The following is an 18,331-nucleotide window of genomic DNA, read 5'->3' as shown; positions in this document are numbered from 1 at the left end:
GAACGTATCATCATCACCCTTCCGGCGTGATCTCGTGCATTTCGCCTGTTGGATAGGCATTGACCAGAGTCTTCTCAGCGGGTTGACTCAGTAAAGAAGCAAGATCCGTTACGTATCTTTGGTTGCAGGAGATCGATGACAGCGCAGCGCACGGCCGGCGGGTTCCGTACCGTCACTCTCACCACCCCGGCGCAGTTCGCGGCGGCGGCCGCGCTCTACCGCGCGGTCTTCGGCTATCAGCGCCCCGATTACGCGCTCAACCCACGGCTGCTCGGTGCGCTGGTGGCCAACGGCGGCTCCGTCGTGGGAGTGCTGGACACAGCAGACAGTCTGGTCGCCCTCGCCTACGGCTTCTGCGGCACGGACGGCGTGAACGTCTACCACTACTCACAGACCGCGGTGGTTGCCGCCGACCGGCAGGGCCTCGGCCTCGGCCGGCTGCTCAAGCGGGCACAGCGCGAGATCGCCCTGGCGAACGGGATGACCTCGATGCGCTGGACCTACGACCCGTTCCAGACCCGCAACGCGCACTTCAACCTCGACGTCCTCGGCGCCCGCGGCCGCTGGTTCAAGCCCGACCTGTACGGCGAACCGGGCACCGACCGGGTGGTGGTCGAGTGGGACCTGTGCGGGGGAGACCAGCCGAACCCGTCGCGGACGTCTCCGGTCGAGGCAACCGCAGCGGATTGGGGCATTCCGGCAGGCGACGGTGACGAACCGCGGCTGGCACTCCCGGCCGACTTCGCAGCCGTCAGCGCAACCCGCCCGGACGTCGCCGACCAGGTCCGCCGCGACGTGCGCTCCGCCTTCGCCGACCTGCTCGGCAAGGGCCTGGTCGCGATCTCCTGCCAGCGAGTCGACGCCGCTACCGCGGTGTACTTCTTCGGCCCGGCCCAGGAGGCGATCGATGTCTGAAGCCGAGGAGCGGCGGGCACTCAACCGTGAGCTGGCCAGCCCGCACGAGCGGTACGACGCCCGCCTGCAGCGCAGGTCCTCCACCCTGCTGCAGCAGCGGGTGGTCGAGCAGGAGCGGGCCTCGATCGCCGCCGCGCTCGACCTGATCCTCGCCGACGACTCGATCGCCCGGGCCGCGGCCCGGATCGTCGCGGCGCGCCGCCGGTTCATCGTCGGCTCGAGCAAATCCTTCTCGTACGCGTCCCTGCTCGCCTTCGACCTCAGTGCCGGGCTCTCGCACGTGACGCTGATCGACGGCACGGTGGTCCGCAGCGTCGACGTGCTCTCCGACGTCCGCTCCAGCGATCTGATGGTGGCGTTCTCGTTGCGCCGCTACCGGCGGGACACCGTCGAGATCGCGCGCCGGTTCGTCGAGGCCGGTGGCGAACTCGTGGCGATCACCGACTACGACGACGCCCCGCTGGCCGACATCGCGGACCAGTGCATCTACGTGGCGACCGGCAGCGCGTCGTACGTGGACTCGCCGACCGTGGTCGCCGCGGTCCTTCATGTGCTGGCGACCCTGACCACCGCAAGCGCCAAGGGTGCCCGCCGCCGGCTCGGGGAACGGGACCGGCTGAACACCGAACTGGGGCTGTATGTCGTCGACTGAACCGAAGGGAACTCCCGTGCGCGTCACCGCCGCCCGGCTGCACCGGGTCCGGCTGCCGTTGGTCCACGCCTTCGCGACCAGCTCGCACCGCAAGGCCGAGCTGGACCACATCCTGGTCGAGCTGGAGGACGCCTCCGGCGCGATCGGCTGGGGTGAGATCGCTTCGCCGTCCGACCCGTACTACGCGCCGGAGACGGTGGAGTCGTGCTGGCACATCGCCGAGCGCTACCTGCTCCCGGCCGTACTCGGGCAGGAGTGGGACGAGCCCGAGCAGGTACCGCGGCTGTGGGCGAAGGTGCGGGGCAACCAGTTCGCCAAGGCCGGGGTCGACGTCGCCGCCTGGGTGCTCTGGTCCACCCTGCGCGGAGTACCACTGGCCCAGGCGCTCGGCGGGACCCGCGCCGAGGTCACCGCGGGCGTCTCCCTCGGGATCGAGCCGACCATCGACGACCTGCTCACCCAGGTACGGCGTCAGGTGGACGCCGGCTATCCACGGGTGAAGCTGAAGATCGCGCCCGGCTGGGACGTCGAACCCGTGCGCGCGGTCCGCGCGGAGTACCCGGACCTCGATCTGCATGTCGATGCCAACGGCATCTATTCGGAGTCCGCCGGCCACCTGGCCGCCCTGCTGGCGCTCGACGAGTTCGGGCTGACGATGATCGAGCAGCCCTTCGCGCCGCGCAACCTGCTCGCGCACACCCGGCTGCAGCGTGCGGTGGAGACGCCGGTGTGCCTGGACGAGAGCGTGGAGACGCTGGACGACCTGGAGACGGCATTGTCGCTCGAGGCGCTGCGGGTGCTCAACATCAAGGTGTCGCGGATGGGCGGGTTGACCGCCGCACGCGCCGCGCACGATCTGGCCCGCGCGTCGGGGATCGCGGTCTGGTGCGGTGGCATGCACGAGTTCGGCATCGGCCGCGCGGCGAACGTCGCGCTGTCCAGTCTGCCCGGCTTCACTCTCCCGTCCGACGTCTCGGCCTCGGAGAAGTACTACGCGCGCGACGTGGTGACCCCACCGGTCGTCGCGCGCCGGGGTGTCGTCCAGGTGCCGGAGTCGGCCGGTCTCGGTCACGGCGTCGACACCGACCTGATTGCTGCCACCACGATCGCCACCGCCTCCCTCTGACGCGCTCTGCCGCGCACTGACCGCCCCCGGCCACGACAGGACAGGACCCTGATGAACCAGGACAAGGGCACCACCGGACCGCCGCACACCGCCCCCGACGAGGCCGTCCCGCGGAAGACCGCTCCGGAGCAGGGTGCGAATGCCTACGACGTCGAACTGCCGCCCGGTCGCCGCCGGTTGGTGAACCTGCTCGCGGCCATCGGCCTGGTGGCCTCGATCGTGGCCGGCCTGGCGACCGACGGCCCGACATTGTGGGGCCTGCTGCCGATCGTGATGTACGCCCTGCTCTGCCTGCTCGGCATGGACATCGTCGTCGGCACCGTGCTCGCGGTGCTGTCCGGTGTTCTGATCGTCGGCCTCAGCCCGCTCGAGACCGGCACGCTGCTGGGGGAGTCGCTGGCCGATTCGGTCACCGCGATCGGCCTGATCATCGTGCTGGGCGCCGGCGTCGGCGAGGTGCTCCGGGTCACCGGCGTCGCGTCGACGATCGTGCACGGCGTGATGCGGATGGTCGGGGACCGCAGCCGTACGGCGGTCGTGCTCGGCGTGATGATCGCCTGCCTGGTGCTGGTCGCGAGCCTCGGCACCCTGGCGGGTGCGGTGGCGATCGCGGCGCCGATCGTGCTGCCGATCACCGCCCGTCTGGGCTACACCCGCTCGGCTACCGCCTCGATGCTGTTCATCGGCGGCTGTGCCGGCCTGACCGTGGCACCGTTCGCCGGTTCGAACGTGGCGATCATGACGGCGGCGGACGTCAGTTACCTGACCTACCTCGGGTACGGCGCCGGTCCGCTGGCCGTGCTCTCCCTGCTGCTCGGGCCGTTCGTCGTCGCCTATATCCAGCGCCGCACAGTCCGCACCGGCGACGAGTACGACCTGAGCGAACTCGTCACCGACGACAGCGCCCAGACCGCCAGGGCGCCGCGGGCGGCGACGATCGCCTTCATCGTCGCGCTGCTCGCCAGCGTCGTCTACGCGACCATCACCGAGGCCGGCACCAACTTCCCGCTGCTGGCGCTGCCGGTGCTCGGCATCGTCACCGGCATCGCCGGGCGGCTACCCGCGCGCGACATCGCCGAGCGCATGTACCGCGGTGGCGCCAAGCTGATCAGCATCCTGCTGCTGTTCTGGTTGCTCGCGGCCCTCTTCGCGCTGATCGACAAGCTGGCGCCGTTCCAGGTCGTCCTGGACGCGATCGGACCGGAGCTGGCGACGGTGTCGGGCTTCGGCGTCGCGATCGCGATCGCCTTCCTGGGCTGGGTCGGGGTCCCGGGCGCGACGGCAGCGCAGGTCGTCCTGCTCGACAAGGTGTTCGGGACACTCGCGGCCGGCGCCGGGGTGGGACCGGCCGCCTGGGTCGTGGTGCTGCTGTTCGCCTCGAAGGCCGACACCTATGGGCCGTTCCCGAACGCCAACATGGTCGGCGCGATGGGCCTGGCCCGGTCGTCCAACCTGAAGAACATGATGATCACCGGCTGGCTGTTGCTGGTCCCGGCCTGCGTGATGTACGCCGGCATCCTGCTGGTGACGACATGATCGGCGCGATCACCAGCGGCCTGGTCCTGGACGGGACCGGGGCCGAGGCGGTGGCCGCGACCGTCCTGCTCGACGACGGGCGGATCACGGGGTTGCTGCCCGCCGGCGCCGAGCTGCCACCCGGCCTCGAGGTGATCGATGTCGGAGGCAACATTGTGGCACCGGGTTTCATCGACCTGCACTCGCACGCGGACTTCTCGATGGAGGCCAGTCCGGAGGCCGTCACCCAGCTGCACCAGGGCGTCACCACCCTGGTCACCGGGAACTGCGGCTGGTCGCCGTTCCCGATCACCGACCTGGACCAGATGCGAGCCGGTACGGCGTTCCTGGCTCCGGACAACAGCTGGTCCTGGCAGGACGGCGGGGGATTCGCTGACGTCCTGGACGGTGCCGGCCTGGCGATCAACATCGCCTTGCAGGTCGGCCACTCGGCGCTTCGGTTGGCTGTTTTGGGCGGTGCCGAACGCGCGCCGTCCGAGGCGGAGCTCGAGCAGATGAAGGCGCTGCTGCGGGACGCTGCCGAGCAGGGCGCGGTGGGATTCTCGACGGGTCTGATCTACGCGCCCGGCACCTTCGCGGAGCCGCCCGAGGTCGCCGCTCTGGTGGCCACCGCGGCGGAGTACGGGCTGCTGTACTCCACGCATCTCCGCAACGAAGGTGTCCGGCTGCTGGAGGCGCTCGACGAAGCGATCGAGGCCGCGCGGGCCGGTGGCGCCAGGCTGCAGGTTTCTCACCTCAAGGCGATGGGCCCGGCCAACCACGGGAAGGTTGGCGCCGCCCTCGAACGCATGGCCGAGGCCCGGGCCGAAGGGGTGGACGTTGCCTGCGACGTCTATCCGTACACCGCCTCCAGCACCACCCTCACGGCCCGCCTCCCGACCTGGACGATGGAAGGCGGCACCGCGGGGCTGCTCGCGCGTCTCAGTGACACCACCGAACGCACGAAGGTCCTCGACGCGGTACGAGAGCAGGCGATCCTCGATCCGGACAACGTCGTGATCGCGTCGCTTCCGCCCGGGCGCTACCACGATTGTCGCGGGCTCAGCCTCGCCGAGATCGGCGGGCGGGACGGCGTGGACGGGGCGGAGGCAGCCCTGCGCGTGCTGGAGAATCACGAGGCCGCGGTGAGCGTCGTCAATCACGGGATGAGCGAGGACGACGTGGTCGCCGTACTGCGTCATCCGTGGACGAGTGTCGCGAGCGACGGCTGGATCCTCCGCGCGACGGGCGAGGGCCACCCGCACCCGCGCAGCTTCGGGACCTTCCCGCGGGTGCTCGGCCGGTATGCGCGCGATGAGGCGGTGCTGACCCTGGCGGAGGCTGTCCGCCGGATGACCTCGCTGCCCGCGTCCCGGCTCGGTCTGAACGACCGGGGTGTGGTGAAACCCGGCGCCGTCGCGGATCTCGTAGTACTGGATCCGGAGCGGGTCGCGGACCGGTCGACGTACGACGAGCCGTGGCAGTTGTCCGTCGGGATCGAGCACGTGCTGGTCGCCGGGGAGCCCGTACTGCGCGACGGCGTATCGACCGCCAACCGGCCGGGGCGAGTCCTTCGGAAAAGTTGAGTCAGCGGTTCTTCAGTCTGCGCGGCTCGGTCGGCAGCGGCGGCGGCGCGGGAGTCGGCTCGTGGGTAGGCGCCTCCAGCCAGCCGTCGTGCTCACCCGCCACGCGCTCCAGTACTGCCGGATCGGCAGCCGTCACGACGACCCACGGGTGGTCCTCGTCGTCGTCCTCCCCGTGGAAGCGCCCGCGGCTCAGCTCCCCACCGAGGCGCTCGGCCACCGCCTCGGCGTCCGCACGCTCCCAGAAGTACGCGATCTCCACAGCTCGAACTTTACGTGCAACCGATCGGTGACCCGGCCTGTAGTTCAGGGTGAGATCACGACGGAGTGGAGAACGATGAGCCGGGACGACGAGTACGCGGAGTACCTGCGCGGACACTACGGCCGGATGCTGCGGACGGCGCGCCTGCTGACCGGGGGTGACGTGCACTGGGCCGAGGACCTGGTCCAGACCGCGTGCACCAAGCTCTACGTGCACTGGGGCAAGGTGCGGCAGGGCGACGGTGCGGCGTCGTACGCGGACCGGATCCTGATCAACGTCTTCATCGACGAGCGCCGGCGGTTCTGGCGCCGGCGGGAGACGTCGACGGCCGAGCTGATGGACGCCGAACCGGTCAGCGGTCCCGACCACGCCGACCGGCTGACCGTGCTCGACGCGCTCACCCGGCTGCCGCGCAGGCAGCGGGCGGCCGTCGTACTGCGGTATTTCCGGGACCTGGACGTGGCGACCGTCGCCCTGCTGATGGAGTGCAGCGAGGGCACGGTCAAGAGCCAGACGTCCCGGGCGCTCGACAAGCTCCGCGATCTCATCGACGACCCGCTGAACAACCTGGAGCGTGTGCGATGACCGACCTGAAGAAGTTGCTCGACGAAGCCGCGGGGCCCGAGGAGTCGCTGACCGACGAGCAGCTGGCCGGGGCAATCGGCCGCGGCCGGCGGACCCGGCGCCGTCGCGGAGCCACCGTGGCAGCGGCGACGGCCGTCGTGGCCGTCGGCGTCGGCGGTTGGGCGTTGACGTTGCCGCCGTCCGGTGAGACCCCGGTGGCAGCCGGTTCGGGGCCGGGTGCGGGACCGTCGACCTGCGCCCAGGTGGTCACGGACTACCGCATCGAGCGGACGACGAGGACTCCGGGGCCGGGCGAGATGGTCTCGGATCCGCCGGGCAAGTACACCTCGGACGGTATCGAGCTGCGGCTGGGAGGGTTCCCCCAGCAGACGGATCCTGCGACGTTCGGTGAGTCCGTCCCCGGTCTGGACATCTTCTTCATGCGGCCCTCGTCGAGCGGCCCGGTGGTGTTCAAGCCGGGAGCCACCATCGACGTACCGCCCCCCGCGGGGAAGGGCTGGCCGGACGAGGTGTGGAGAAACTTCACCAAGACCTGTTACGACGCCGCTGGCTAAGATCGGTCCATGAGCACTTTTCCCTGGCTGAAGGGGCACGGCACGGAGAACGACTTCGTGCTGCTGCCCGACCCCGACGGTTCGATCCACGGGGACCTCGACCCGGAGGTGGTCCGGTTCCTCTGCGACCGGCACGCCGGGATCGGCGCGGACGGGGTGCTGCGGGTGATCGACGGGGCGAAGCAGTCGTACGTCGAGGACGGCGGCGAGTGGTTCATGGACTACCGCAACGCCGACGGCTCGACCGCGGAGATGTGCGGCAACGGGATCCGCGTGTTCGTCCGGTACCTGGTCGACGAGGGCCTGACGACCGGTAAGCCGGTCCGGATCGGGACCCGCGCTGGCGTCAAGGAGGTCGTGGTCCACGACGACGGCACGATCACGGCCGACCTGGGCGAGCCCCAGGTCGGCCCGGCCGGTGTCGTCGTCGGCGCCAACGGCCACCAGTGGCCCGCCGTGGCCGTCGACATGGGCAACCCGCACGCGGTCGCGTTCGTCGACGACCTGCGCGAGCCGGGACATCTGGTGGACCAGCCCACCTGGTCCCCGGAAGAGGCTTTCCCAGCGGGCGTGAACGTCGAGTTCGTGCACCGCCTCGGCCCGTACGACGTCCAGATGCGCGTGCACGAGCGCGGCGCGGGGGAGACCCGGTCCTGCGGGACGGGCACCTGCGCGGTCACCGTCGCGTCGACGCTGGCGGCCCGGCAGGAGCGCCCGGTGACGTACCGGGTCGGCGTACTGGGTGGTGAGGTGTCGGTGACGTGGCGCGCCGACAACCACCTGGAGCTGCGGGGGCCCGCCGTCGTGCACGCTCGTGGAGAGTTCGACCGGGGCTGGTTGCCCGCTTGAGCGGGGAATTCACCGGGTGACCGGGTCGTTGACAGTAGTAATCGGGTCGCCCGTACGGGTGAGCCGTGCCACGATGGAAGGTATATGACGACCCATTCGAATGCGTACGAAGAAGCCAACGACGTCGACCTCGACCTGACGCAGGACGACGCGCTCGACGACGAGGACACTTCGTCGTCGGGTTATGACAATGAGGGCCCGGGCCTGGAAGGCCTGGAGCTCGAGGAACGCCAGGCGCTTCGGCGCGTGGTGGGGATGTCGACCGAGCTGACCGACATCAGCGAGGTCGAGTACCGCAAGCTCCTGCTGGAGCGGGTGCTCCTGGTCGGGGTGTGGACCGAAGGCAGCGCCGAGGACGCCGAGAACTCGCTGGCCGAGCTGAAGCTGCTCGCCGAGACCGCCGGTTCCGAGGTCCTGGACGGCGTGATCCAGCGTCGCAAGAAGCCCGACGCCGCGACCTTCATCGGGTCCGGCAAGGTGGCCGACCTGCGCAACCTGGTCGCCGCCCTGGGCGCCGACACGGTGATCGCCGACGGCGAGCTCGCCCCCGCGCAGCTGCGCAACCTGGAGGACAAGCTCAAGGTCAAGGTGGTCGACCGGACCGCGCTGATCCTGGACATCTTCGCCCAGCACGCGAAGAGCAAGGAAGGCAAGGCCCAGGTCGAGCTGGCCCAGCTGCAGTACATGAAGCAGCGCCTGCGTGGCTGGGGTGGAAACCTGTCCCGCCAGGCCGGTGGCCGCGTCGGTGCGGCCGGTGGCGGTATCGGTGGCCGTGGTCCCGGTGAGACCAAGATCGAGACCGACCGGCGCCGGATCAACACCAAGATCTCCAAGCTGCGCCGTGAGCTCAAGGAGCTGAAGACCACCCGCTCGACGATGCGCCAGGAGCGGCGCCGGCACTCGGTGCCCTCGGTGGCGATCGCCGGGTACACCAACGCCGGCAAGTCCTCGCTGCTGAACGCGATCACCGGTGCGGGCGTGCTGGTCGAGAACGCGCTGTTCGCGACCCTGGACCCAACCACCCGGCGGACCACCACGTCCGACGGCCGGGTCTACACCTTCACCGACACCGTCGGGTTCGTCCGGCACCTGCCGCACGACATCGTCGAGGCGTTCCGCTCGACGCTGGAAGAGGTGGCCGACGCCGACCTGTTGCTGCACGTCGTCGACGGGTCCCACCCGGACCCGGTGGCCCAGATCCACGCCGTCCGTGAGGTGCTGCACGAGATCGGGGCGGTCGACGTCCCCGAGATCATCGTGATCAACAAGGGCGACCTGGCCGACCAGCTGACGCTGGCCCCGATCCTGCACCGCGAGACCGGTGCGATCGTGGTCTCGGCCCGGACCGGTGACGGCATCGACAAGCTCAAGGCGCTGGTCGAGGCCGCGCTGCCGCAGCCGCACATCACGGTCGACGCGCTGCTGCCGTACGACCGGGGCGACCTGGTCTCGCGGGTCCACTCCGAGGGTGCCGTCGACACCCTGGAGCACACCGGCGACGGGACCAGGCTGACGGCGCGGGTGCACCCGCAGCTCGCGGGCGAGCTGGCGCCGTACCAGGTCGCGGCCATCTAGGACGACCGACGAAAGGGCCCCTGGGGAAATCCCCGGGGCCCTTCGTCATGTCAGCGCCGTCAGTTGCGCGCCGACACCTTGACCTTCATGGTCGTGCCGGTGCGCGACACCACGGTGATGTTCACCTTGTTGTTCGGCACCTTCACGCTGTTCTGCGGCTGCGAGGCGTCCCAGTACGACTTGCTGTCGTTGAACGTCTTGACCGCGTCCTGACCGCGGACGTAGCTGGCCGAGCCGTTCACGTGCAGCGTGAACGAGTCCGCCTTCTCGAGCCCGAACGGCGCGTCGTACCCGCTCACCCGCGGACGCCAGGTCTGGCCGTCCAGCCGGTTGATCGGGGCCGGGTGCGAGTCGATCGGCAGGATCAGGCCCTCACCCGGGTGGGTGTTGGTGTTGTTGTCGCCCTGCGAGGCGTCCCAGTACGAGATCAGCAGGCCGTCCTGGTACGGGAAGTGCTCGACCTTGTCGGCCAGCGTGCTGGCCCAGCCGAAGTTGTACGGGCCGGTCTGCAGGTGCGCGTCGTACGACGTGTAGTTCAGGTGCGACGCGAGGTAGTAGTTGTCGTACTGCGTCGTGATCGTCGAACCGACCGAGCTGAAGCCGTTCAGCGTCCAGCCCTCCGGCGTCGCCTCGGCGCCCGAGCTGAGCACCGTGGTCGCGCCGTTGGCCACCTTGATCTCGTCGGCGAAGAAGCCGTAGCCACCGGTGTTGGCGTCGGTGGTGTAGCGGAACTGCAGGCCGACCGTCTTGCCGGCGTACGCCGACAGGTCGAACGTGGCCGGAACCCAGCCGCCGCTGTCGCCGTCGATCCCGTTGCCCTCGGCGGCCTTGGTGATGTTGCCGGCGATCGGCTTGTAGCCGGTGCCGTCGTTGACCTCGACGTAGGCGTAGTCGCACGCCGTGGTGTCGCAGTCCTCGATCTGCCAGTTGGCCTTGAAGGTCAGCGTGGTGGTCCCGGCCGGTACGGCGACCTGACGGTTCATCGTGTGGGTGAACTCGTCGCCCTCACCGCTCCACCACGACTTCGCGCCCGCCGTCGGCGGCTGCAGCGGCGTGGTGACCGACTTCTTCGGCAGCGTCACGACCAGGCCCTGGGCCTTGGGCGAGTTGTACTCGTGCGGGCCGAGGTCGAGCGTCTTGTTCTGCCCGGCCTTCACGATCTCGTAGTCCAGCCAGCCCAGCTGCAGCTTCTCCCAGGCGCCGAAGTCGGCCGCCTGCTCGCCGATGCCGCCGTCGCTCGGCTTGCCGACCCGGCTCTGCGCCATGATCGACCACCAGTTGACGCCGTTCTCGACCGCTGCCCCGGAGGTGTCGTACAGGTCCGGCAGACCGAGGTCGTGGCCGTACTCGTGTGCGAAGACGCTGATCCCGCCGTTCTCCGGCTGGATCGTGTAGTCGCCGACGTAGAAACCGGTGTCACCCAGCTGCGCGCCGCCGGCCGGGTTGTTGGCCGGGCCACCGGCCTGACCGACGTACCAGCGGTGCGACCAGATGGCGTCCTCACCCTGGTGCGGGTCACCATCGGCCTGGTCGCCACCGGAGTGGACGATCTGGAAGTGGTCGAGGTAACCGTCCGGCTCGTTGAAGTTGCCGTCACCGTCGAAGTCGTAACGGTCCCACTGGTCGAACGTCTTCAGGTCGGCCTTGATCTGCGCCGCGGTGCGGCCGGCCGCCTTCTGGTCGGCGACCCACTGGTTCACCGCGTCCTGGACCAGCGCCCAGGTGTTGTTGCAGACGTTGCCGGTGCACGGGTAGCCGTTCGAGCGACCGTAGCGGGCCTCGTTGTACTTGACCTTCACCCAGTCGGTGACCGTGCCGGACACCGAGTAGCGGCCGGACGACTGCTTCTCGTAGTACTTCTTCACCGAGTTGCCGGCGCCGAAGTACATGTCCTGGAAGTGCTTGCGGTTGTAGTCGGGCTGCCAGACGGTCGAGTTGTCGACCGCGCGGTCCGGCTCCGGGATCGCGTTGTGCAGCGGTCCCTCGAAGGTGGTCGGGCCGGGCACGGCCGGAGCGGTGTCCTGGTCGGGGTAGCTCGGGTGCCGCTCGTTGCCGAACTCGGCGAGCACGACGAAGATGCGGTCGGTCTTCTCCCGCGACAGCTCGACGTACTGGTCGACCTTGGCCTTCGCGGTCTTCTGACCCTTCGCGGCCGCGGTCTTCTTGCCCAGCTTGACGACGGTGCTGGCTCCGCGCTTCTCGGTCTTGGCAGAGCCGTTCAGCACCTTGGTGAGTGCCTCCTGGCGCAGCTCGCGGCGCTTGTCCTCGAGCGGGCTGGGCAGCTCGTCGGACGTTGCCTGCTCGTCGGCCGTGACGGCCGGGCCCTCCTGGGGCGGTGCGGCGGTGCCGGACTGGGCGAAGCTCAGTCCGATCGTCGCCGCCAGGGCCAGGCTGAACAGCCCGGCAGATACTTTGCGCACGATTCCCCTCCTGCGTGTGAAAGGTCCGCTACGCGACGTTTGTGACTTGACGTAGCGTGACCACATGCTCCCCCGAGCGTGGAACTTCTGCGCGAGAGTACGGGGAAAACCGGCGATGCTGAAGTGGTTCTGATCAAATACCTCGATTCGGGCGGGGAATCCTGCGCGGACGCGGTAGGTAATACCACTCGGTCCACTGGAGTACGACGACGCAGGGTCGCGGCCTCGATCGTTGGCAGACTGTGCTGATGGACTCCGACCGCGCCGATCTGCTGCTGCCGCTGTGGCGCGCGCTGGTCGTGTTCCGCGTGATCACCTTCGGCTTCGCCTGTTTCGGGGTCTGGGTGCGGTGGACCGGCATCGTTCATCCGTCCGGCGCGATCCTGCAGCTGGCGATCATGGGCGCCTGGACGGTCGTTGCCTCGATCGGCTACAGCCGGCACTGGGGCCGCCGCAACACGCGGTTCGCGTTCGCCGACCTGGTCGTCACCGTCGGCTGCATGTACGCGACGTTGCTCGCCCAGCCGTTGCTCGACATCCGCGCCGGAGCCTCTGTGCTGACGTCGGTCTGGGCCGCCGGGCCGGTGATCGCACTGGCGATCTCGCGCGGTCGTGACGGGGGACTGGTCGGCGCGATCACGGTGAGTCTCGCGTTGCTTTCGCTGCGTGGTGTGGAGAACGTGTCCAAGATCCTCGCCAACGTGCAACTGCTGCTCGTCGCCGGTCTGGTCGTCGGGTACGCCGCGACCACGATGCGCCGCGCCAACCTGAGGTTGCGCGAGGCAATCGCCGCCGAGAGCGCGACCGCGGAACGGCTCCGGCTCAGCCGCTCGATCCACGACGGCGTGCTGCAGGTGCTTGCCCAGGTCCAGCGTCGCGGTACGGCGATCGGCGGCGAGGCCGTCGAGCTGGCCGCACTGGCGGCCGAGCAGGAGGTCGCGCTGCGCTCGTTGATGGCGTCGCGGCCGGTCCGGCAACGGCAGGGCCAGATCGACCTGTGCAGCGCGTTGTTGCCGTTGGCCACGACGCGCGTCGACGTCGTCGTACCGGCGGTGCCCGTCGTGCTGCCCGTCGGTGTCGTCAACGAGCTCGTTGCCGCGGTCAAGGAGGCGCTCAGCAACGTCGCGAAGCATGCCGGGCCGGACGCGCGGTCCTGGGTCGTGGTCGAGGACCTCGGTGCCGAGGTGATGGTGTCGGTCCGCGACGATGGAGCCGGCACCACCCCGGATCGGCTCGAGGCGGCACGCGCCGACGGGCACCTGGGGGTCAGCCAGTCGATCCGGGGCCGGATCACGGACCTGGGCGGCAGCGTCACGGTCCGCACGGCACCGGGAGAAGGAACCGAGTGGGAAATGACGGTATCGAGATGACCCGAGTGATGATTGTTGATGATCACCCCATGTGGCGCGAAGGTGTCGCGCGGGATCTGGGGAGTCGTGGGTACGACGTGTGCGCGACCGCGTCCGACGTGGTGTCGGCGGTGAAGATCGCGCTGGCGACCCGGCCGGACGTGGTGGTGATGGACCTGCAGCTCGGCGACGGTTCGGGGGTCGACGCGACCCGTGAGATCACGCAGGCGCTGCCGGACACGCGGGTGCTCGTGCTGTCGGCGAGTGCCGAGCAGACCGACGTACTGGCCGCGGTGAAGAACGGTGCCTCGGGCTACTTGGTGAAGTCGGCGTCCCTGGAGGAGTTCGACGACGCCGTACGACGTACTGCCGAAGGCGATGCGGTGTTCTCGGCCGGACTGGCCGGGTTGCTGCTGGGGGAGTACCGGCGGCTCGGCGCCGGGCCGGAGGTTCCGCAGCTGACCGAGCGGGAGACCGAGGTCCTGCGGCTCGTCGCGCGCGGGCTGACCGCCAAGCAGATCGCGCTGCGGCTCGTCCTGTCGCACCGGACGGTGGAGAACCACGTGCAGAACACGCTGCGCAAGCTGCAGCTGCACAACCGCGCCGAGCTGGTCCGCTACGCGATCGAGAACGGTCTCGACGCCGCCGACTAGCCGGCTGCGCCGCCGTACCGGCTTTGGTGGAAGCGCGGTACGGCGGCTGACTCAGCGTGCCCCCGTGCCGGAGGCGCGGAAGAATCGCAGAGCTACAGGCCGTTGGTGAAGAGCAGGCGGTTGACGGTGCCGCCGGTGGTGCCGCCGCTGACCACGTTCGGGGTCGCGTTGGCCTCGATGTAGGACTTGACCGTCGCCGGCGTGGCCGACGGGCTGGTCTGCAGGTAGAGCGCCGCGACGCCCGCGACGTGCGGGGTGGCCATCGAGGTGCCGTTGTAGGAGCCGGTGGTGTTGCCCGGCAGCGTCGAGATGATCGCCGAGCCCGGTGCGTACACGTCGACGCAGGACCCCGTGCTCGAGTACGACGCCCGCGCGTCGGTGCTGGTGCTGGCCGCGGTGACCAGGGCGGTCTCGATCTTGCGCGGCAGCAGGGTGCAGGAGTTGCCGCCGGTGTTGCCGGCCGAGGTGGCCAGGAACACGCCGGAGCTGATCATCCGGCGCAGCGAGTTCTCCAGCGTGGTGTTGGCGCTGAAGTTCCACGACGTGTTGGCGACGGCCGGCTTGACCGCGTTGCGGGTGACCCAGTCGACCGCGGCGATCGCGGCCGACGCCGTGCCGCCACCGCTGCAGTTCAGCCACTTCACGCCGTGCAGCCGGACGTTCTTGGCCACTCCGTACGAGGTGGAGCCGATGGTGCCGGCGACGTGGGTGCCGTGGCCGTTGCAGTCGGTGTTGTTGCTGTCCAGGCCGTTGAAGTCGAAGCTGGCCCGGCCGCCGAAGTTCGGGTGGCTCGGGTCGACCCCGGAGTCGATGATGTAGGCGTGCACGCCGGTGCCGGTCCGGGTGTAGGTGTAGGACTTCGACAGCGGCAGGTTGCGCTGGTCGATCCGGTCGATGCCCCACGACGGCGGGTTGGTCTGGGTGGTGTCGAGGGCGTTCGCGACGTACACGTCCTCGGAGATCGCGACCACCTCCGGGCTCTTCTGCAGCGCCGCCAGCTGGGTCGGCGTGAGCTTGGCGGTGAAGCCGTTGACCGCACTGCTGTACGTGCGCTGCGGCGCGATGCCGAGCGAGCTCTTCAGCTTGACGCCCTGCTTCAGCTCGACGATGTAGGTGTCCTTCACCGCGCTGGTGCCGGGCTCGGCGGGTGCGCGCTGGACGAGGATGATCCGGCCACCGGGGTCCGGGGCGGGAGCGGCGCCGGCGGTGCCGGCGGCGGTGGTGAGTGCGATCGCCGGTACGACGACGGCGGCAAGGGCAAGGCGGATACGACGCACTGTTCCTCCTCGGGGAACTTGGTCACCCACCGGGGCGGAGGGGTGATCACACTCGGTCCTGGAGCGGTTACGGAGCGAGTGATGAGAGGAGAAGTTAGGGCGTGCTCACCTGACGCGTCAATCAGTTCGGGTGCTCGGTGATGCCATGGCACTGGGTGGCCGTTTCCCTTGTCTGCAACGTTGAATTGGCCACGAATGCTTTCTGGCCGGTGACTTGGTCCTCTCCGTACACTGTGCGTTCCACGCATCGTGGTCTGCTCTGCGTCACGACACCCGTACCCAGGGTGCCCATCTCCCGGAGGCTCGTAGTGAACCGGTCGTCCCTGGTCCGCGCGTTGTTCGCGTTCCTTGTCCTCGCAGCCTCGACGTACACCGTCCTGACCGCGAAGCCGGAGCTCGGCCTGGACCTGCGGGGTGGCACCCAGATCGTCCTGCAGACCAGCGACTCCCCGTCGGCCAAGGCCGACGCGAAGAACACCGACAAGGCGCTCGAGGTACTGCGCCGGCGGATCGACGCGCTCGGCGTCGCCGAACCGAGCGTCACCCGGCAGGGCGAGAACCGGATCATCGTCGAGCTGCCCGGCGTACAGGATCCGCGCGAAGCCGCGAAGGTGATCGGCAAGACCGCGCAGCTGAGCTTCCACGAGGTGCTCGACCAGGTCGCCGAGAAGCCGGCCAAGCCCGCGACGGGTGACCTCTACCTGCCGAGCCAGGACGGCGGCGGCGTGCTGAAGCTGGGCAAGCCCGCGATGACCGGTGACAAGGTCAGCGGCGCCGAGGCCGTGCTCGACGCGCAGCAGGTGGCGGCCGGCTGGATCGTGCAGCTGAACTTCAAGGACGGCGGCGGGAAGATCTGGTCGCAGATCACCGGCAAGGCCGCCTGCCAGCCGGCCGGTGCGCCGGGCCGGCTGATCGCGATCGTGCTCGACAACGAGGTGCTCACCGCGCCGCAGGTCGACCCCAACGGCGGCACCCAGCTGTGCAACATCGGCCTGCCCGAGAACAACAGCACGATCACCGGCAACTTCGGCGAGACCGAGGCCAAGGACCTGTCGGCGCTGATCTCCGGTGGCGCGCTGCCGCTGCCGGTCGAGGTCATCGACCAGCGGACCGTCGGGCCCTCGCTCGGCAAGGACGCGATCGAGGCGAGCGCGCTGGCCGGCATCATCGGCGTCGCGCTGACCGCTCTGTTCATCGTCTTCGTCTACCGGCTGGTCGGCCTGATGGCCGTGATCGGCCTGATCACGTACGCCGGGATGTCGTACGCCGCCCTGACCGTGATCGGGGCGACGCTGACCTTGCCCGGTCTGGCGGGCTTCGTGCTCGCGATCGGTATGGCGGTCGACGCGAACGTCCTGGTCTTCGAGAGAGCCCGGGAAGACTTCATCGGCGGGCGGACCGACGGGCTGCGGCGCTCACTGCGCAGTGGTTTCCAGAACGCGCTGTCCGCGATCGCCGACTCCAACATCACCACGCTGCTGGCTGCCGGGCTGCTGTTCTTCCTGGCCGCCGGTCCGGTGCGTGGGTTCGGTGTGACGCTGTCGATCGGTGTGATCGCGTCGATGCTGTCCGCCCTCGTCGTCACCCGGGTGTTCGCCGAGTTCGTGGTGTCGCGGAAGTTCGTGCTGAACCGCCCGGCGCTGAGCGGTATCGCCGGCCACGGCCGGGTCCGCACCTGGCTGGAGGCGAAGAGTCCGGCCCTGATGGCACACAGCCGCCGCTGGCTGCTGATCACCGTGATCGCGATCGTGGTGAGCGTCGCGGGTGTCGCGCTCCGGGGGCTCAACCTGGGTATCGAGTTCACCGGCGGGCGGTTGCTGGAGGTCAGCACGGCCCAGCAGATCACGCCCGACCAGGCGCGTGCCGCGGTCGCCGAGGCCGGTTACCCGAACGCCGTCGTCCAGGCCTCCGGGGCCGACGACATCACCGTCCGCACCGCCAGGATCAGCGACGACGAGGCGGAGAAGATCCGCGAGTCGATCTCCCGCATCGGCGGCGGCACCGAGCTCATCCGCAACGAGAGCATCGGCCCATCGCTGGGCAACGAGCTCCGCAACAAGGCATTGATCGCCCTCGGCGTGGCCCTGCTGGCGCAGCTCGCGTACCTGGCCGTCCGCTTCCGCTGGACGTTCGGCGCGGGCGCCGTACTGGCGCTGCTGCAGAATGTGGCGGTGGTCGTCGGCGTCTTCGCCTGGACCGGCAAACCCGTCGACGGCATCTTCCTGGCCGCGATGCTGACGATCATCGGCTACACGGTCAACGACTCCGTCGTCGTCTTCGACCGCATCCGGGAAACCCGCAACGCCCGCTCCACCGAGGCGCTCGGCCCGGTCGTCGACACCGCGATCATCAACGTCCTCCCCAGAACCATCAACACGGGTATCTCCACGTTGTTCATCCTGGCCGCGCTGCTGTTCCTGGGCGGAGACTCCCTGGGCGACTTCGCCCTGGCGCTCCTCCTGGGCATCCTGGTAGGCACGTACTCCTCCAACCTCACAGCAGCCCCCCTCCTGGTCGAGCTGGAAAAGCGCTACCCAGCCCCACCGCCCCGCCCCAAGCGCACCCAACGAGACCGAGACAGGGAACCCGACCGCGGCGCGGTCGTCTAACAGAACCCGCCCCCGGCGCATCCGCCGGGGGCGGCTCTATGTGCTCCATTTCCACCACCCGCCCGGCCGGCACCACCCGCCACCCCCCACCGCGCCCCGCGTCCCCGCGCCCCGCGCGCCCGCGCTCCGCGTACCCGTGCCCCGCGCACCCGCCCCCCGCGCTCCCGTGCTCCCGCGCTCCGCGCTCCCGTGCCCCGCGCTCCCGCGCTCCCGCGCTCCCGCGCTCCGCGGCCCGCGCACCCGTGCCCCGCGCGCCCGCGCTCCGCGTACCCGCGCTCCGCGTACCCGCGCTCCGCGTACCCGCGCTCCGCGTACCCGCGCTCCGCGTACCCGCGCTCCGCGTACCCGCGCTCCGCGTACCCGCGCTCCGCGTACCCGCGCTCCGCGTACCCGCGCTCCGCGTACCC

At 69.7% G+C, this 18,331-nt stretch carries 15 protein-coding genes; 12 read left to right on the top strand and 3 right to left on the bottom strand.

The window, feature by feature from the left end:
• Positions 1 to 135 precede the first annotated feature (135 nt).
• From ACLQ2O_RS34275 to ACLQ2O_RS34255, 5 genes are read left to right on the top strand one after another with little or no spacing between them, the layout of a single operon-like run.
• Positions 136 to 915 (top strand): GNAT family N-acetyltransferase, encoded by a 780-nt coding sequence (locus ACLQ2O_RS34275; RefSeq protein ID WP_425840260.1) that lies wholly within the window; start codon positions 136 to 138, stop codon positions 913 to 915.
• A complete protein-coding gene (locus ACLQ2O_RS34270) occupies positions 908 to 1,567 on the top strand; it encodes a MurR/RpiR family transcriptional regulator (protein ID WP_425840257.1) in 660 nt (219 codons plus the stop codon). Before ACLQ2O_RS34275 ends, ACLQ2O_RS34270 begins: the two co-directional genes overlap by 8 nt.
• 16 nt (positions 1,568 to 1,583) lie before the next feature.
• Positions 1,584 to 2,693 carry an o-succinylbenzoate synthase gene (gene menC, locus ACLQ2O_RS34265; protein WP_425840255.1) on the top strand — a complete coding sequence of 370 codons (1,110 nt, stop codon included), beginning with the start codon at positions 1,584 to 1,586 and terminating at the stop codon, positions 2,691 to 2,693.
• 51 nt (positions 2,694 to 2,744) lie between these two features.
• Positions 2,745 to 4,229 (top strand): Na+/H+ antiporter NhaC family protein, encoded by a 1,485-nt coding sequence (locus ACLQ2O_RS34260; protein WP_425840253.1) that lies wholly within the window; start codon positions 2,745 to 2,747, stop codon positions 4,227 to 4,229.
• Positions 4,226 to 5,794: an N-acyl-D-amino-acid deacylase family protein gene (locus ACLQ2O_RS34255; protein WP_425840251.1), complete on the top strand. Its 1,569-nt coding sequence runs from the start codon at positions 4,226 to 4,228 to the stop codon at positions 5,792 to 5,794. Before ACLQ2O_RS34260 ends, ACLQ2O_RS34255 begins: the two co-directional genes overlap by 4 nt.
• Before the next feature lies 1 nt (position 5,795).
• Here ACLQ2O_RS34255 and ACLQ2O_RS34250 read toward each other — a convergent pair whose 3' ends face one another.
• On the bottom strand, positions 5,796 to 6,053 hold the full coding sequence (locus ACLQ2O_RS34250) for a hypothetical protein (RefSeq protein ID WP_425840249.1): 258 nt from the start codon (positions 6,051 to 6,053) through the stop codon (positions 5,796 to 5,798).
• 75 nt (positions 6,054 to 6,128) lie between these two features.
• Here ACLQ2O_RS34250 and ACLQ2O_RS34245 point away from each other — a divergent pair, with 75 nt between their 5' ends.
• From ACLQ2O_RS34245 to hflX, 4 genes are all read left to right on the top strand, one after another.
• Complete coding sequence (locus tag ACLQ2O_RS34245; protein ID WP_425840247.1) at positions 6,129 to 6,638, top strand: SigE family RNA polymerase sigma factor; 510 nt, start codon at positions 6,129 to 6,131, stop codon at positions 6,636 to 6,638.
• Positions 6,635 to 7,192 carry a hypothetical protein gene (locus ACLQ2O_RS34240; RefSeq protein ID WP_425840245.1) on the top strand — a complete coding sequence of 186 codons (558 nt, stop codon included), beginning with the start codon at positions 6,635 to 6,637 and terminating at the stop codon, positions 7,190 to 7,192. Before ACLQ2O_RS34245 ends, ACLQ2O_RS34240 begins: the two co-directional genes overlap by 4 nt.
• A 9-nt stretch (positions 7,193 to 7,201) precedes the next feature.
• Positions 7,202 to 8,041 carry a diaminopimelate epimerase gene (dapF, locus tag ACLQ2O_RS34235; RefSeq protein ID WP_425840243.1) on the top strand — a complete coding sequence of 280 codons (840 nt, stop codon included), beginning with the start codon at positions 7,202 to 7,204 and terminating at the stop codon, positions 8,039 to 8,041.
• A gap of 84 nt (positions 8,042 to 8,125) precedes the next feature.
• Positions 8,126 to 9,616 carry a GTPase HflX gene (gene hflX, locus ACLQ2O_RS34230; protein ID WP_425840241.1) on the top strand — a complete coding sequence of 497 codons (1,491 nt, stop codon included), beginning with the start codon at positions 8,126 to 8,128 and terminating at the stop codon, positions 9,614 to 9,616.
• Positions 9,617 to 9,675: 59 nt separating this feature from the next.
• Here the strand turns inward: hflX and ACLQ2O_RS34225 are convergent, their stop codons facing one another.
• Positions 9,676 to 12,036 carry an immune inhibitor A domain-containing protein gene (locus ACLQ2O_RS34225; protein WP_425840239.1) on the bottom strand — a complete coding sequence of 787 codons (2,361 nt, stop codon included), beginning with the start codon at positions 12,034 to 12,036 and terminating at the stop codon, positions 9,676 to 9,678.
• A gap of 248 nt (positions 12,037 to 12,284) precedes the next feature.
• Here ACLQ2O_RS34225 and macS point away from each other — a divergent pair, with 248 nt between their 5' ends.
• Positions 12,285 to 13,406 carry a MacS family sensor histidine kinase gene (macS, locus tag ACLQ2O_RS34220; protein WP_425840237.1) on the top strand — a complete coding sequence of 374 codons (1,122 nt, stop codon included), beginning with the start codon at positions 12,285 to 12,287 and terminating at the stop codon, positions 13,404 to 13,406.
• Positions 13,403 to 14,038 carry a response regulator gene (locus ACLQ2O_RS34215; RefSeq protein ID WP_425840235.1) on the top strand — a complete coding sequence of 212 codons (636 nt, stop codon included), beginning with the start codon at positions 13,403 to 13,405 and terminating at the stop codon, positions 14,036 to 14,038. Before macS ends, ACLQ2O_RS34215 begins: the two co-directional genes overlap by 4 nt.
• Positions 14,039 to 14,130: 92 nt before the next feature.
• On the opposite strand, the gene ACLQ2O_RS34210 is transcribed toward ACLQ2O_RS34215, so the two are convergent.
• Complete coding sequence (locus tag ACLQ2O_RS34210; RefSeq protein WP_425840233.1) at positions 14,131 to 15,315, bottom strand: S8 family peptidase; 1,185 nt, start codon at positions 15,313 to 15,315, stop codon at positions 14,131 to 14,133.
• Positions 15,316 to 15,623: 308 nt separating this feature from the next.
• On the opposite strand from ACLQ2O_RS34210, the gene secD reads away from it, so the two are divergent.
• Entirely contained in the window at positions 15,624 to 17,924 is a 2,301-nt protein-coding gene (secD, locus tag ACLQ2O_RS34205; protein WP_425840231.1) for a protein translocase subunit SecD, read from the top strand.
• Positions 17,925 to 18,331: the final 407 nt, after the last annotated feature.

Source organism: Kribbella sp. DT2 (assembly GCF_049844575.1).
In the GTDB taxonomy this organism is placed as follows: Bacteria; Actinomycetota; Actinomycetes; order Propionibacteriales; family Kribbellaceae; genus Kribbella.
The sequence above is the reverse complement of the archived record's forward strand: the minus strand, read 5'-3'. Positions and strand labels throughout refer to the sequence as shown.

Bases quoted from the DNA above. Each gene is read 5' to 3' on its own strand.
- ACLQ2O_RS34275 (WP_425840260.1), top strand. From the start codon at position 136: ATGACAGCGCAGCGCACGGCCGGCGGGTTCCGTACCGTCACTCTCACC.
- ACLQ2O_RS34270 (WP_425840257.1), top strand. From the start codon at position 908: ATGTCTGAAGCCGAGGAGCGGCGGGCACTCAACCGTGAGCTGGCCAGC.
- ACLQ2O_RS34260 (WP_425840253.1), top strand. From the start codon at position 2,745: ATGAACCAGGACAAGGGCACCACCGGACCGCCGCACACCGCCCCCGAC.
- ACLQ2O_RS34255 (WP_425840251.1), top strand. From the start codon at position 4,226: ATGATCGGCGCGATCACCAGCGGCCTGGTCCTGGACGGGACCGGGGCC.
- ACLQ2O_RS34245 (WP_425840247.1), top strand. From the start codon at position 6,129: ATGAGCCGGGACGACGAGTACGCGGAGTACCTGCGCGGACACTACGGC.
- ACLQ2O_RS34240 (WP_425840245.1), top strand. From the start codon at position 6,635: ATGACCGACCTGAAGAAGTTGCTCGACGAAGCCGCGGGGCCCGAGGAG.
- dapF (WP_425840243.1), top strand. From the start codon at position 7,202: ATGAGCACTTTTCCCTGGCTGAAGGGGCACGGCACGGAGAACGACTTC.
- hflX (WP_425840241.1), top strand. From the start codon at position 8,126: ATGACGACCCATTCGAATGCGTACGAAGAAGCCAACGACGTCGACCTC.
- macS (WP_425840237.1), top strand. From the start codon at position 12,285: ATGGACTCCGACCGCGCCGATCTGCTGCTGCCGCTGTGGCGCGCGCTG.
- ACLQ2O_RS34215 (WP_425840235.1), top strand. From the start codon at position 13,403: ATGACCCGAGTGATGATTGTTGATGATCACCCCATGTGGCGCGAAGGT.